The 13,846-nt window shown below is 60.8% G+C and carries 14 protein-coding genes; 11 read left to right on the forward strand and 3 right to left on the reverse strand.

The genetic code is table 11. The features are described 5' to 3' along the window. The first annotated feature begins 95 nt into the window (after positions 1-95). The 5 genes from ACN5AZ_RS11525 to ACN5AZ_RS11545 all read left to right on the forward strand — a co-directional run bounded on the left by ACN5AZ_RS11525 (position 96) and on the right by ACN5AZ_RS11545 (position 5,858). Positions 96-1,217 (forward strand): extracellular solute-binding protein, encoded by a 1,122-nt coding sequence (locus ACN5AZ_RS11525; protein ID WP_419429031.1) that lies wholly within the window; start codon positions 96-98, stop codon positions 1,215-1,217. Between the two features lie 118 nt (positions 1,218-1,335). Further along, positions 1,336-1,626: a DUF1330 domain-containing protein gene (locus tag ACN5AZ_RS11530; RefSeq protein ID WP_419429032.1), complete on the forward strand. Its 291-nt coding sequence runs from the start codon at positions 1,336-1,338 to the stop codon at positions 1,624-1,626. After that, positions 1,623-3,314, forward strand: coding sequence for an ABC transporter permease (locus ACN5AZ_RS11535; RefSeq protein ID WP_419429033.1), 1,692 nt, complete (start codon positions 1,623-1,625; stop codon positions 3,312-3,314). Before ACN5AZ_RS11530 ends, ACN5AZ_RS11535 begins: the two co-directional genes overlap by 4 nt. A gap of 3 nt (positions 3,315-3,317) precedes the next feature. Next, positions 3,318-4,499 carry an ABC transporter permease gene (locus tag ACN5AZ_RS11540; RefSeq protein ID WP_419429034.1) on the forward strand — a complete coding sequence of 394 codons (1,182 nt, stop codon included), beginning with the start codon at positions 3,318-3,320 and terminating at the stop codon, positions 4,497-4,499. A gap of 114 nt (positions 4,500-4,613) precedes the next feature. Further along, the gene (locus ACN5AZ_RS11545; RefSeq protein WP_419429035.1) at positions 4,614-5,858 is read left to right on the forward strand and encodes a PAS domain S-box protein; all 1,245 of its coding nucleotides are present in this window, start codon (positions 4,614-4,616) and stop codon (positions 5,856-5,858) included. A gap of 58 nt (positions 5,859-5,916) precedes the next feature. On the opposite strand, the gene ACN5AZ_RS11550 is transcribed toward ACN5AZ_RS11545, so the two are convergent. After that, on the reverse strand, positions 5,917-6,789 hold the full coding sequence (locus ACN5AZ_RS11550; protein WP_419429036.1) for a branched-chain amino acid aminotransferase: 873 nt from the start codon (positions 6,787-6,789) through the stop codon (positions 5,917-5,919). Between the two features lie 161 nt (positions 6,790-6,950). On the opposite strand from ACN5AZ_RS11550, the gene ACN5AZ_RS11555 reads away from it, so the two are divergent. The 6 genes from ACN5AZ_RS11555 (at position 6,951) to dxs (ending at position 12,279) form a co-directional block, all read left to right on the forward strand. Beyond that, the gene (locus ACN5AZ_RS11555; RefSeq protein ID WP_419429159.1) at positions 6,951-7,454 is read left to right on the forward strand and encodes a MarR family winged helix-turn-helix transcriptional regulator; all 504 of its coding nucleotides are present in this window, start codon (positions 6,951-6,953) and stop codon (positions 7,452-7,454) included. After that, entirely contained in the window at positions 7,451-8,152 is a 702-nt protein-coding gene (locus ACN5AZ_RS11560) for a response regulator (protein WP_419429037.1), read from the forward strand. Before ACN5AZ_RS11555 ends, ACN5AZ_RS11560 begins: the two co-directional genes overlap by 4 nt. 64 nt (positions 8,153-8,216) lie before the next feature. Next, positions 8,217-9,143, forward strand: coding sequence for a histone deacetylase family protein (locus ACN5AZ_RS11565; RefSeq protein WP_419429038.1), 927 nt, complete (start codon positions 8,217-8,219; stop codon positions 9,141-9,143). Then, positions 9,140-9,388, forward strand: a complete 249-nt coding sequence (locus ACN5AZ_RS11570; RefSeq protein WP_419429039.1) for an exodeoxyribonuclease VII small subunit — start codon at positions 9,140-9,142, stop codon at positions 9,386-9,388. The genes ACN5AZ_RS11565 and ACN5AZ_RS11570 overlap by 4 nt, the downstream gene beginning before the upstream one ends. Positions 9,389-9,391: 3 nt before the next feature. After that, on the forward strand, positions 9,392-10,273 hold the full coding sequence (locus ACN5AZ_RS11575) for a polyprenyl synthetase family protein (protein ID WP_419429040.1): 882 nt from the start codon (positions 9,392-9,394) through the stop codon (positions 10,271-10,273). An 80-nt stretch (positions 10,274-10,353) separates the two neighbouring features. Then, the gene (gene dxs, locus ACN5AZ_RS11580; protein ID WP_419429041.1) at positions 10,354-12,279 is read left to right on the forward strand and encodes a 1-deoxy-D-xylulose-5-phosphate synthase; all 1,926 of its coding nucleotides are present in this window, start codon (positions 10,354-10,356) and stop codon (positions 12,277-12,279) included. A gap of 33 nt (positions 12,280-12,312) precedes the next feature. Here dxs and ACN5AZ_RS11585 read toward each other — a convergent pair whose 3' ends face one another. After that, positions 12,313-12,927 carry an exopolysaccharide biosynthesis protein gene (locus ACN5AZ_RS11585; protein WP_419429042.1) on the reverse strand — a complete coding sequence of 205 codons (615 nt, stop codon included), beginning with the start codon at positions 12,925-12,927 and terminating at the stop codon, positions 12,313-12,315. Next, on the reverse strand, positions 12,924-13,790 hold the full coding sequence (locus ACN5AZ_RS11590; protein WP_419429043.1) for an SDR family oxidoreductase: 867 nt from the start codon (positions 13,788-13,790) through the stop codon (positions 12,924-12,926). Before ACN5AZ_RS11590 ends, ACN5AZ_RS11585 begins: the two co-directional genes overlap by 4 nt. Between the last annotated feature and the right edge of the window lie 56 nt (positions 13,791-13,846).

Here is a 13,846-nt window from a genome sequence, read left to right on the forward strand (position 1 = left end):
AGACCCGAACCCCGCAAACACGGACCGGAGCCAACATCCGCGTCGTGTGAACAGCGGCACCGCCAAACCGTGTGTCGCGCAACGGGAGAACGAAGATGAAGATCACCAAAACCTTGATGGCCACCACGGCGCTGACGGTTGCTGCAACCGGCGCCTTCGCCGAAGCACATGGCAACATGGCGGATTCCATGACCCTCGTCAGCTGGGGCGGTGCCTATCAGTCGTCGCAGCAAAAGGCCTATGTCGAACCCTATGTCGCCGCAAACGAAGGTGTTTCGGCCACTTGGGACGAATCCTCGGCCGAGGCCGTGGCCAAGCTGCGCGCCATGAACGAAGCCGGCAATGTCACATGGGATCTGGTTGACGTTGTGGCCTCTGACGCCATCCGCCTGTGCGACGAGGGTCTGGCGATGGAAATCGACCACGACGAGATGCTGGCGGCAGGCGATGACGGCTCTGACGCGTCCGACGACTTTGGCGACCTGATCGTGTCCGACTGCTTTATCCCGCAGATCGTGTATTCGACCACCTTCGGCTATCGCACCGACATGGTGCCCGAGGGTGTAGAAGCGCCGTCCGAGATCTGCTCGGTCTTTGATCTGGAAACCTATCCGGGCAAGCGCGCGCTGGAAAAGCGTCCGATCAACAACATGGAATGGGCGCTGCTGTGTGACGGCGTGGCCAAGGAAGACGTCTACGACGTTCTCGAGACCGAAGAAGGTCAGGACCAGGCGCTGGCAAAGCTCGACACGATCAAGGATCAGGTCGTGTGGTGGAATGCCGGTGCGGACACGCCACAGCTGCTGGCCGATGGCGAAGTCTTCATGGGTTCGACCTACAACGGTCGTCTGTTCTCGGCCATCGTCGAGCAGGACCAGCCCATCGGCATGATGTGGGACGCACAGGTGTTTGACCTTGACGGTTGGATCATCCCCGCAGACCTGCCCGAGGATCGTCTGGCGCGCGTGATGGACTTTGTGAAGTTCGCCACCGACACCCAGCGTCTGGCGGATCAGTCCAAGTACATCTCCTACGGTCCGGCACGCCTGTCGTCCGCGCCGCTGGTCAGCACCCATGCCGAGCTGGGTGTCGAGATGGCGCCGCACATGCCGACCGATCCGGCAAACGCCGAGAACACCTTCCTGTACAACTACGAGTTCTGGGCTGACTACCGCGACGACATCGACGCGAAGTTCCAGGCGTGGTTGGCGCAATAATCCGGGCAAGCGGCGGGGCAAAGCCCCGCCCTACGCTATGACACGGTCTTTGGCGCGGGGGGAAGACCCTTGTGCCAAAGACCGCCATAACAGACCGAAAACGGACAGGGTGGGACATATGCCCAAGGGCTACATCATCGGACATATCACCGTGAAAGACCCGGAGGCGTATCGCACATATGTCGACCGCGACACCCCGATCCTGAAAAAGCTGGGCGGACGTTTCGTGGTGCGTGGCGGCCAGTCGCAAGTGGTCGAAGGCACCGCCCATGACCGCCATGTCGTCATCGAATTTCCCAGCTATGCAGCGGCGCTCGCCGCTTACAATGATCCAGAATACCAAGAGGTTGCCGCGATCCGACACGGGTCGGCCGACAGCGTGATCCTCGTGGTGGAGGGGGCAGAATGAACACCGCAACCGATCCCGATAAACTGTCCGGCCCGACGCCAGACAATGCCTTGCGCGCCGCCGAGGCGCAGGGCGGTCCCGTTCTGTCCGCCGACGGCACGCCGCTGAAACGCTCGCTGGCGCGGGCGTTGCGGGCGCAAAAATTGCGGGCGCTGGCCTTGATCGCGCCCTTGCTGATTTTTGTTCTCCTGACCTTCATCGCGCCGATTTTCGACATGCTGTTCCGCTCGGTCGAGAACCAGATCGTATCTGAAACGCTGCCGCGCACGGTCGTCGCTTTGGAGGACTGGGATGCGGCCGAGGGCTCGCTGCCCTCTGACGAAGTGTTCGAGGCCGCTTATGTCGATATTTTCTACGCCGCAGAGCGCAAGCTGCACACGCGTCTGGGCACGCGCCTGAACTATGAGCTGACGGGTGTGTCGTCGCTGTTCCGCAAGTCCGGGCGCGGTCTGGATGACATCGGCGAGGTCTATCTCGACCAGTTTGAAGATCTCGACGAGAATTGGGACGAGGGCGAGGCCTGGGTCGCGCTCATGGGCTCTGACGCCTATGGCGAGGCCATCGCGGCTTGGGAAAAGGACGCGCCGCTGCCCGAATTCGAGCTGCGTGAGGGCATCGCCGAGATCCTGCCCGCCACCGCCGAAGCCTATAGCACATTTGCGGAATTCCAGCGGGTCGAAGAGGAAAAGTCCCTGCTGAAGGAAGAGCCGTGGACCCTGGTGCACAGCATGTTGTACCGCGATCTGGCCGCCGGTGATATGTCTGGCTACGATGGTCCGCAGGCGGAGATGCTGCGCGCGGCTGATGAATTGGTCGACAGTCCCGATTTCGAGACCATTGATCTGAAAGCAGGGTTCGAAGACATCGATGAGGATTGGCTGGACCCCGAGGTCTGGCAGACCATCAAGATGTATTCGCCGACGCTGACGACCGGATATTTCCTGAACTCGGTCGATATGCAGAAGACCCCCGATGGCCCGGCGCTGCGCGACGAGAACGAGCGGATCTACGGGCTGCTGTTCAAGCGGACCATGTTCATGTCGCTGGTCATCACGTTCAGCTGTATCGCCTTGGCCTATCCGGTGGCGTTCTTGCTGTCGAACCTGCCGGCGCGCACGGCGAACCTGTTGATGATCCTTGTTTTGCTGCCGTTCTGGACCTCGCTTCTTGTGCGGACCAGTGCGTGGAAGGTCATGTTGCAGCAGCAGGGGGTGATCAACGATGTTCTGGTCTGGATCGGGCTGGTGGATGATGCCAGCCGCTTGGTCATGATCAACAATCAGTTGGGCACGATCATTGCGATGACGCATATCTTGCTGCCGTTCATGATCCTGCCGATGTATTCGGTGATGTCGACCATCCCGCCTTACTATGTGCGCGCGGCCAAATCGCTGGGGGCGACGAACTGGACCGCCTTCTGGCGGGTCTATTTCCCGCAAAGCGTGCCGGGTATTGGCGCGGGCTCGATCCTCGTGTTCATTCTGGCAATCGGCTATTACATCACGCCGGAAATTGTGGGCGGGACGACGGGCACGTTCATCTCGAACCGGATTGCCTACCACATCTCGTCCTCGTTGAACTGGGGGCTTGCGGCGGCCTTGGGCACGATCCTTCTGGTGGTGGTGCTGCTGCTGTACTGGGCCTACGACAAGATCGTCGGCATCGACAACGTCAAGCTGGGGGGCTGATCAATGGCCGTAGAAACTCAAGCCGTGCAAAAGCCCCTGCCGTTTACAGCGGCCGTAATGGGCGGATTTGGCGCCTTCGCCGGCGTCTTTGTCGGGGCGTCAAACGGGTCTGTTCTGTTGGGCATCGCGTTGGGGTTTGTGATCCTCGCTGTCATTGCATTCGGTGCAATGATAGTAGGCGCGGAACATGAACGACCGGTTAAGTTCGGGCTGGTCACATTGATGGCTGTGGCCGGATACTTCCTGGGCGGTGCCCCGGGATTTCTGGTCGGGCTGATCTTCGGCTTTGTGTTCGGCGTTCTGATCTACTGGATCGGCATGGGGCGCTACCGGGTGCCGCTGCCGCCCTATCTGACCAGCGGGCAAGTGCTGTGGCATTATAGCTTTCGGACGCTTTGCGGTGCCATTCTGGTGTTCCTGATCACGCCAATTCTGGTGGTGATGCCGCTGTCGTTCAATGCGCAGAACTTCTTTACCTTTACACCGGAAATGCTGCGGCTGGACCCGGCAGGGTATTCGCTGAAACATTATCGGGATTTTCTGACGAATTCCGAATGGACCAGTGCCGTTTGGAATTCGGTCCGGATTGCGCCGGTGGCCACGTTTATTTCGGTCACGCTTGGGACGCTGGCCGCGATTGGCCTGTCGCAAAGCCATGTTCCTGGCAAGCGTGCGATCATGGTGGTGCTGATTTCGCCGATGATCGTCCCCCTGATCATTTCGGCGACGGGGATGTATTTCTTCTACTCGAAAATCGGCATTGTCGGGACCTATTGGGGCGTGGTTCTGGCCCACGCGGTGTTGGGAATTCCCTTTGTGATCATCACTGTAACCGCGACGCTGGTTGGTTTTGACAGCTCGTTGACGCGGGCCGCGGCGAACATGGGGGCGAACCCGGTGACGACGTTTTTCCGTGTGCAGATGCCATTGATCCTGCCGGGTGTGATTTCCGGCGCGCTGTTCGCCTTTATCACGTCGTTTGACGAGGTGGTGGTGGTGTTGTTCGTGGGCTCCGCAGAGCTGCAGACCCTGCCGTGGCAGATGTTCACGGGCCTTCGTGAACAGATCAGCCCGACGATTCTGGCGGCGGCCACCATTCTGGTCGCGATCTCGATCGCATTGTTGAGCACGGTGGAGCTGTTGCGCCGTCGCTCGGAGCGGTTGCGGGGCATGTCCCCCAGCTAGGTCAATCTAAAATGAACTAAAAAACTGGAAACGGATGCAGCGATGCGTCCGTTTCTTTACGTTCTGAAAAGGGAAATCGTGGCAAGTCGGGCCAAACGATCCGAGGATTCTACGATGACCCAGCATGACCGTAGCCTGAGCCCTGCAACGCGATCCACCGCGACGGGGGAGGTGCCGTTCGAAGCCGACACTTTGCTTTACTCGCGCACAGACAAGCGCGGCCTGCTGGTCGATGTCAGCACGGATTTCTGCAACGTTTCCGGGTATGACTATTCGGAACTTGTCGGGGCCGCCCATAAGAACATGCCGCATCCGGACATGCCCAAAGGGATCGGGCAGCTTTCCACAGAACGGCTGGGCGCCGGGCTGCAGATGCTGGCCTACGTCAAGAACAAGTCCAAGGATGGTCGATATTTCTGGGTGTTGTCGGTCAGCTGGCCACTGGAAGAAGGGTACCTGTCCATCCGGATCAAACCGATGTCCGAGGTGCGCGACAAGGTCGAGGCGGCTTATAAGACGTTGCATGCCGACGAGGAGGAGCAAAAGCTGTCGTCCGCGCAAAGTGTGGCCAATGTCATTACGGCGGTCCAGTCTTACGGCTTCATGGATTATGAGGATTTCATGAGCCGTACCCTGCGCGCGGAGGTTGAAGCGATTGCCGAAAACCACCACACGCAATTGAGCGCGGCACAGCAGCGGTATTTCTCGATGTATGACACCGTGGTGAAGCTCGGCCGCGAGGTGACGGGACTGGTCGATGTGATTCAGGCTATTCGTACGATGCCGATGAACATGCGTATCCTCGCCTCACGCCTCGAAAATGTGGGTGGGCCGATCAGTGCGATTTCGGTCAATTACAGTCAGATGCTTGAGGATATGTCGTCTTGGATCAAAGAGTTTTCCGACGGCCCCAAAAGTACATTTTCCCGTATCAAAGGAGAAATCGCCAAGGGACAATTCCAAGTCTGCGCCAATGATTTGCTTACGCGGATGGCTGCCCAATATGCCGAGGAGGTAAAGGGCGGAGATCCGCGGAAACTCAAAGAGCAGGAAATTCTGGAGGCGCAGGCCGCCGCGTCGCGCGATTACGCGAATGATGCCCTGAAATCCATAGAAACCGAGGTTCGGCGCCTGAGCCGCAGTGTGTTGGATATGAAGCGATATGTGACCGGGCTGTCGAGCACGCGCATGATGTGTAAAATCGAAGCGGCGAGCTTGGGAAACTCTGATACGGCGCTGAACGGTATCGTCGAACAGCTTGACGATCGTCAGAACGAGATCGAGCGCCGACTGGCCCAGATCATAGAGCTAAATGCCGGCATCCAAGGGGACAGCGCAATGCTGCGATCCATGGAATAACGCTCGCAAAAAAGCCCGGCCAAAATGGCCGGGCTACGTACTGTCAGGCTACTCTGGCTCAGGCGCGCACCAAAGCCTCGTAGTCCTGAGCGATCTCTTTGGTGATTGCACCGACCTCAAATGTGTAATCGCCAATCTGGCCCACAGGCGTGACTTCGGCAGCGGTGCCGGTCAGCCAGCACTGTTCAAAGCCTTCCAGCTCTTCAGGCATGATGTGGCGTTCATGCACGGTGAGGCCTTTGGTTTTGAGCATCTCGATCACGGTCTGCCGGGTCAGGCCATTCAGGAAGCAATCGGGCAGCGGGGTGTGAACCTCGCCGTCTTTGACAAAGAAGATATTCGCGCCGGTGGCTTCGGCCACGTAGCCGCGGTAGTCCATAAACAAAGCGTCAGAGCATCCTTTTGCCTCGGCCGCGTGCTTGGATGTGGTGCAGATCATGTAAAGCCCGGCCGCTTTGGCATGAACGGGAATCGTTTCAGGGGAGGGGCGCTTCCATTTTGAGATGTCCAGTTTCGCACCTTTGAACTTGGCATCGCCGTAGTAATTGCCCCAAGACCACGCCGCGATTGCCAGACGCACTGGATTTTTGGCAGAGGCCACACCCATGTCAGGGCCGGCACCGCGCCAAGCCACAGCACGCACATAAGCGTCGGTCAGCCCGTTGGCCTGCAAGACCTGCGCCTTTGCCTCTTCGATCTGATCCACGCTGAACGGGATTTCGAAATCAAGACAGCTGGCAGAGTAGTGCAGCCGCTCCGAATGCTTGCGGGACAAGAAGATCTTGCCGTTATAGGCACGTTCGCCTTCGAACACCGAGGACGCATAATGCAGCCCGTGGGTCAGAACGTGGACCTGTGCGCTACGCCAGTCTACCAGCTGGCCATCCAACCAGATTTTGCCATCGCGGTCGTCATATGCAGCATCTGCCATCGCGGTTCTCCTAAGCTAGCGTCACAGGCATTTTTATAGAATGTTGCGCAAATTCGATCCGAAGCGGATATAAAATTGCGCCAAAGTGCTCATTCGCTACCAATGCGCTCTTGGAATGTCAATAACGCTGACATAAAATGCACCAAAAGACGGAGGCACAAATGGCCGAGGGGCGAGCAGCGCAGGGGGAAACCCTGCTGTACCTGACCGATGAACAGTTGCGCCAAGGGGCCGAGGCAATGTTTTTTGCCTATCGCGGATTTACCGCTGACCCGGACCGCATTTTGGCCGGGATGAGCTATGGCCGCGCGCATCACCGTGCGCTGCATTTCATTCACGGGGCGCCGGGCACAACCGTGAACAACCTGCTGACAATTTTAGGCGTGACCAAGCAGTCGCTGAATCGCGTTTTACGGACGTTAATTGACGACGGTCTGGTCGAAAGCCGTGTCGGCCGCATCGACAAGCGTGAACGTCACCTGCATCTGACCGACGCTGGTCAACAGCTGGAACGTGAATTGTCCGACGCGCAGCGCCTGCGCATGCGCGCGGCCTTCCGCGATGCCGGACCGGAGGCGGTTGCGGGGTTTCGGCGCGTTCTCGAAGCGATGATGGACCCCGAGATGCGTGTCCAGTATCAAAGGTTGAAGGAGGGCCGTGGATGAGTGAAAATGACGCGCATCTGCTGATTGTCGATGACGACGAGCGCATTCGGGGACTGTTGCAGAAGTTCCTGATCCGAAACGGGTTTCTGGTCAGCGCGGCGCGCGATGCCGCCCATGCGCGCCGGATTTTGTCCGGTCTTGATTTCGATCTAATCGTGCTGGACGTGATGATGCCGGGCGAAGACGGGATCAGCCTGACACGGGCAATCCGCGAGACATCGACGGTGCCTGTGCTGCTTTTGACCGCCCGCTCCGAGACCGAGGACCGTATCGCAGGGCTGGAGGCCGGTGCCGATGACTATCTGGCCAAACCTTTTGAGCCCAAGGAGTTGCTGCTGCGAATCAACGCGATTTTGCGCCGCATGCCAGACGCGCCTGCTGACGATGTTGCCCCCAAACTGTTGTCGTTGGGCGATATCCGCTACGATATTGAACGCGGGGAAATGTGGCGCGGCGAAGAACCGGTTCGGCTGACAGCGACCGAATCGCAATTGATGCGCATCTTTTCGGCCAAAGCGGGTGAGACACTCAGCCGCGCCAATCTGGTCGAAGAACTGGGACGCGATAAGGGGCAGGCGCAGGAACGCGCGGTGGACGTTCAGATCACCCGCTTGCGGCGCAAACTGGAAAGCGACCCGAAACAGCCGCGCTATCTTCAGACTGTGCGCGGCTCGGGCTATATGCTGGCGCCGGATTGACCGGTAAGATTTTGAGTATTCGGGCAAAGTAAAAGCAGGGTGATGAACGGGGAGGGGGCGCGCTATGGCGACGGCATTGGTCACTCACGCGGATGGGATGCTGCATGAGACACCGGAGGGTCATCCGGAACAGGTGGCGCGGTTGGAGCATGTTTTGCACGCGATGCACGGTTTGGATCTGCAATGGCGCTCAGCTCCGAAGGCAGACATAGAGCTGCTGACGCTTTGTCATCCCGAGTCCTACGTACATCGTATCAGCGCGGCGGAGCCTACAACGGGGCTGGCGCAGCTTGACGAGGATACATGGATGTCGCCGGAGTCGTTTCTGGCGGCATCGCGGGCCGTAGGCGGTGTTTGCCGCGCGGTGGACATGGTATTGGCTGGCGAGGTGGGCAATGCCTTTTGCGCCACACGCCCCCCCGGCCACCACGCGGAACGCGAAACGCCAATGGGGTTTTGCCTGTTCGGGACCGCAGCGATTGCCGCCAAACACGCGCTGGACAATCACGGTTTGACCCGTGTGGCGGTCGTGGATTTCGACGTGCACCACGGGAATGGCACGCAGGATTTGCTGTGGGACGAGGCGCGCGCGCTGCTGATCACATCGCAGCAGTCCCCTTTATGGCCGGGCACCGGTGCGGCGGAGGAACGCGGCGGCCACGACAATGTGCTCAACGTGCCGCTGCCACCGGACAGCGATGGGTCGGTCATGCGTGAGGCCTACCAGCAGCAGGTGTTCCCGCGGCTGCGGGCATTTGCGCCAGAGCTGATTATCATTTCTGCGGGCTTTGATGCCCATGCAGATGATCCCTTGGCCGCGCTGAACTGGACGGTCGATGACTACACGTGGCTCACGCAGCAGATTTGCGCTGTGGCGCGGGAAAATGCGCAGGGGCGCGTGGTCTCGACTTTGGAAGGCGGGTATGATCTGGCAGCACTGGGCGCCTCGGCGAAGGCGCATGTCGAAGCTTTGATGGAGGCCAGCACATGAGCGATGCGCAAACACCGATCGAGACCCTTAGTTTTGAACAGGCCATGGCCGAGCTGGAACAGGTTGTAGGGGCGCTTGAACGGGGCGATGTGGCCTTGGATCAGTCGATCACCCTGTACGAACGCGGCGCAAAGCTGAAAGCGCATTGTGATCGCAAGCTCAAGGAGGCCGAGGAAAAGGTTGCCGCCATCACGCTGGATGGGGATGGCAATCCCACAGGGACGACCCCGGTCGAAGGCCTGTAAACCATGGAGCAGGTGGCAGTCCTCGGGTTTGACGCAGCGCGTGCGCAGGCGGCTGATCTGGCGATCGGTCAGGTGCTGGATCGTCTGCGGGGGCAGACGGGCGCTGTGGCCGAGGCCATGCGCTATGCTGTGGAGGGCGGGAAGGCCCTGCGCGGGTTTCTGGTGATCGAGACCGCGCGGCTGTACGGCATTGATCCGGCGCGCTCTGCCCCTGCGGCGGGCGCCATCGAGGCGCTGCATGCCTATTCGCTGGTCCATGACGATCTGCCGTGCATGGATGATGACGACATGCGGCGGGGCAAACCCACGGTTCATCGCAAATGGGATGAAACCACTGCCGTGTTGGCGGGGGATGCGCTGCAGGCTTTGGCCTTTGATCTGTGCGCCAATGCGGGATGCTCGGCCGAGGCGCGGTTGGAACTGGTTCAGGGGCTGTCGGTGGCCGCAGGTCTGCGCGGGATGGTCGGGGGCCAAGCGTTGGACATTGCCGCCGAAAGCGCCGACACGCCGCTGACGCTGGACGAAATCACGCAACTGCAGGCGGGCAAGACCGGCGCGCTGATCACGTGGTCGGCCACCGCAGGCGCTGTCATGGCCGCTGAGAAACCCGACCGGCTCAAGCTGTTCGGCGACAATCTGGGGCTGGCCTTTCAGATCTGGGATGACGTTCTGGATGTCGAAGGCTGCGCGGACACCGTGGGCAAGGCCGTTGGCAAGGACGAACAGCGCGGCAAGGCCACGTTTGTCAGCCTGCTGGGCCTTGATGCGGCAAAGGCCCGCGCCGCCCAGTTGATCGATGAGGCTTGTGACGCAATGGCCCCCTATGGGGCCGAGGCCGAATGCTTGCGGCAGGCGGCATGCTTCGTTATCTCGCGACGCAACTGATGGCGTAACTGCGCTGTTCCCCGTGGTTTTGATGCCGGTTTGCATTACTTGGACCACAGACCTGTTTAGCCGGAGGACCCATGTCCCAGCGACCCGAGACACCATTGCTTGACCGCGTTCAGACGCCGTCCGATCTAAAAGGTCTGTCGGATGCGGAACTGGAACAACTGGCCCAGGAACTGCGCGCGGAGACGATTTCTGCGGTTTCGGAAACCGGCGGGCATCTGGGGGCAGGGCTTGGCGTGGTCGAGCTGACGGTGGCTTTGCATGCGGTGTTTGACGCGCCGCGCGACAAGATCATCTGGGATGTGTCCCACCAGTGTTACCCCCACAAGATCCTGACCGGGCGGCGCGACCGTATCCGCACATTGCGGATGAAGGACGGGCTGTCAGGTTTCACCAAGCGGTCTGAATCGCCTTACGATCCCTTTGGTGCGGCGCATTCGTCCACGTCGATCAGCGCGGCTTTGGGCTTTGCTGTGGCGCGCGATCTGGGCGGGGCATCCGACACGGGTCACGGTGACGCCATTGCGGTGATCGGCGACGGCGCGATGAGCGCCGGCATGGCCTTTGAGGCGCTGAACAACGCGGGCCATCTGGGCAAGCGTCTGATCGTGATTCTCAACGATAACGAAATGTCGATTGCGCCGCCCACCGGCGCGCTGTCATCCTATTTGACGCGGCTATATGCCGAGGCACCGTTCCAAGACCTCAAGGCAGCGGCCAAGGGGGCGATTTCCCTGTTGCCGCCGCCCTTCCAGGAGGGGGCGAAACGCGCCAAGGAAATGCTCAAAGGTATGGCCGTTGGCGGTACCTTGTTCGAGGAGCTGGGGTTCAGCTACCTCGGTCCCATCGACGGGCATGATCTGGACCAGTTGCTGCCTGTGCTGCGCACGGTCAAATCGCGTGCCACCGGCCCGATCCTGATCCACGCGCTGACTAAAAAGGGCAAGGGCTACAGCCACGCAGAACACGCCGCAGACAAAGGCCACGCCCGCGCCAAATTCGATGTGATCACGGGCAAGCAGAAGAAAGCGCCGTCCAATGCGCCGTCCTACACCAAAGTGTTTGCCGATGCCTTGCTGCAAGAGGCGGCAGAGGACAGCCGGATCTGCGCCATCACGGCGGCCATGCCCGATGGCACGGGGCTGGATCTGTTCGCGGAACGCTACCCCTCGCGCACCTTTGATGTGGGCATTGCCGAACAGCACGGGGTGACCTTTTGTGCCGGATTGGCTGCGGGCGGGATGCGGCCGTTCTGCGCGATGTATTCGACCTTTTTGCAGCGTGGCTACGATCAGGTGGTGCATGACGTGGCGATCCAGCGTTTGCCCGTGCGTTTCGCGATTGACCGTGCGGGGCTGGTCGGCGCGGATGGCGCAACCCATGCAGGTGCCTTCGATGTGGCATTTCTGGCAAACCTGCCGGGATTTGTGGTCATGGCCGCGGCAGATGAGGCCGAGCTGAAGCATATGGTGGCCACCGCTGCGGCCTATGACGACGGGCCCATCGCCTTCCGCTATCCCCGTGGGGAGGGCGAAGGCGTGGAGATGCCGGAGCGCGGCCAGATCCTCGAGATCGGCAAGGGACGGATCGTGCGCGAAGGCTCGCGCGTGGCGCTTTTGTCGCTGGGCACGCGTCTGTCGGAATGTCTGGCAGCGGCAGAGACGCTGGAGGCACGCGGCATTTCGGTCACCGTCGCTGATGCCCGCTTTGCCAAACCCTTGGATGCGGAGATGATCCTGGATCTTGCCCGCAGCCACGATGCGCTGATCACCATCGAAGAGGGCGCTGTCGGCGGATTTGGCTCTCATGTGGCGCAGTTGCTGGCCGAGGAGGGGGCCTTTGACGGGGGGCTGACCTATCGCAGCATGGTGTTGCCGGATACCTTCATCGATCAGGCCTCGCCGCGCGATATGTACGCGGTGGCCAAGCTCAACGCCGAGGACATCGAGGCAAAGGTGCTGCAGGCTCTGGGTGTCGAAGTGCTGGACAAGCGCGCCTGACGTCAGGCGGATCGGGGCGGCGAACGGCCCCGATCAGAACACCCCGATCCATAGTGACAGCAGGGCCAGATACAGCACGACCGCCTGCACATAGCCTGCAAGCGTATAGGCCCCGTCGCGCACCATCAGCCCGTACATGATCATGGCCACGGCACCGGCGCTGAAGCTGGTGACAAAGGGCAAAAGCTCCAGCGGGGGCCAGCTGAGCGCCAGAACGGACGTCGTCAGATAGGCAAAGTAGCGCGCCGGCCCGCTGGTCAGAATCCGCAGGCGGTTGTGGCTGTGGCGGTCCATGAATGCTGCGGGTTTGCTTAGCCAGTCGATGGCCTTTTGCATCCGGTGCGCGGGGACCGAGCGGCGGCTGAGAAAGTCCGGCAGCCAAAGGTGCTTGCGCCCGATCAGGACCTGCAGCGTGATCAGCAAAACGACCAGACCGCCCAGCGTCGGCGTCAGCGGTATGCCGGACAGGGGCGACACCAGCACCACACAAGGGACGAGGATCACCGCCGGAAACGACCGCCCGCCGACCTTGCCAAGGACGTTTTCGACCGACACACGCTCTTGCCCCTCGTCAGGGGTCATCGCGGCCAGCAGATCGCCAAGGCTTTCGGGGCCGTTGGCCTGACGGTCTGAGGGCAGCTCGGTCACTTGGCTTCGCTTTCTGCGACGAGGACCGCCTGCAGGCCGGTTTTGTAGTCGGGGTATTTCAATGTCACGCCCAGCTCCTCGCGGATGCGCCGGTTCGACACCCGTTTGTTGTCCGCATAAAAGCTGCGCGCCATGGGCGACATCTCGGCCTCGTCAAAGGGCACTTCGGGCGGCAGAGGCACGCCCAGAAGTTCGGCCGCGTAGGCCAGAACATCCTGCGGCGGGGCGGGATCATTGTCGCAGACATTGTAGGCCGCGCCGGGATTGGGCCGCGCGATGGAGGCGCGCAGAACCTGTGCGATGTCCGCGCCATGGATGCGCGAAAACACCTGATCGGGCTTGATGATACGGCGGGCCGTGCCGTTGCGCACCTTTTCAAACGGGCCGCGACCGGGGCCATAAATGCCCGCCAGTCGAAAACTGTGTACCGGCAGGTTAGGGATGGCGCGCCAGTCAGCCTCCGCCTTGATGCGGGCAAGGGCGCGTCTGGAATGTCCGTTGAGCGGTGCGGTCTCATCAACCCAAGCGCCATCGGCGTTGCCGTAGACCCCGGTTGTGGACAGGTAGCCGACCCACTCCAGCCGTTTTGCCGCTTGTGCCAGATCATCAGCCAGAATGGCCAGGGCAGGGTCGCCGCCTGCGTCGGGCGCCGCGCTCATCAGCACATGGGTGGCCTGTGACAGCGCCCCGCGCAATGCGTCGTCCTCCCACAAAATCGGCTCGATCCCGGTGGCGCGCAGGGCGTCGCGCTTTGCCTCGGAGCGGGTGGTGCCGATCACGCGCCAGCCGCCTTCGGCCAGCAAATCAGCGGCAAGAAATCTGGCCGAAAATCCGTGGCCCAGTGAAAGCAGCGTGCGTGTCATGGGGCATAGGTGGCGCGTGCCATCGGGTTTGGCAAGGGCGCACGTAAGGTCGCAGT

This window comes from Sagittula sp. SSi028 (assembly GCF_048553715.1).
Lineage (GTDB): Bacteria > Pseudomonadota > Alphaproteobacteria > Rhodobacterales > Rhodobacteraceae > Sagittula.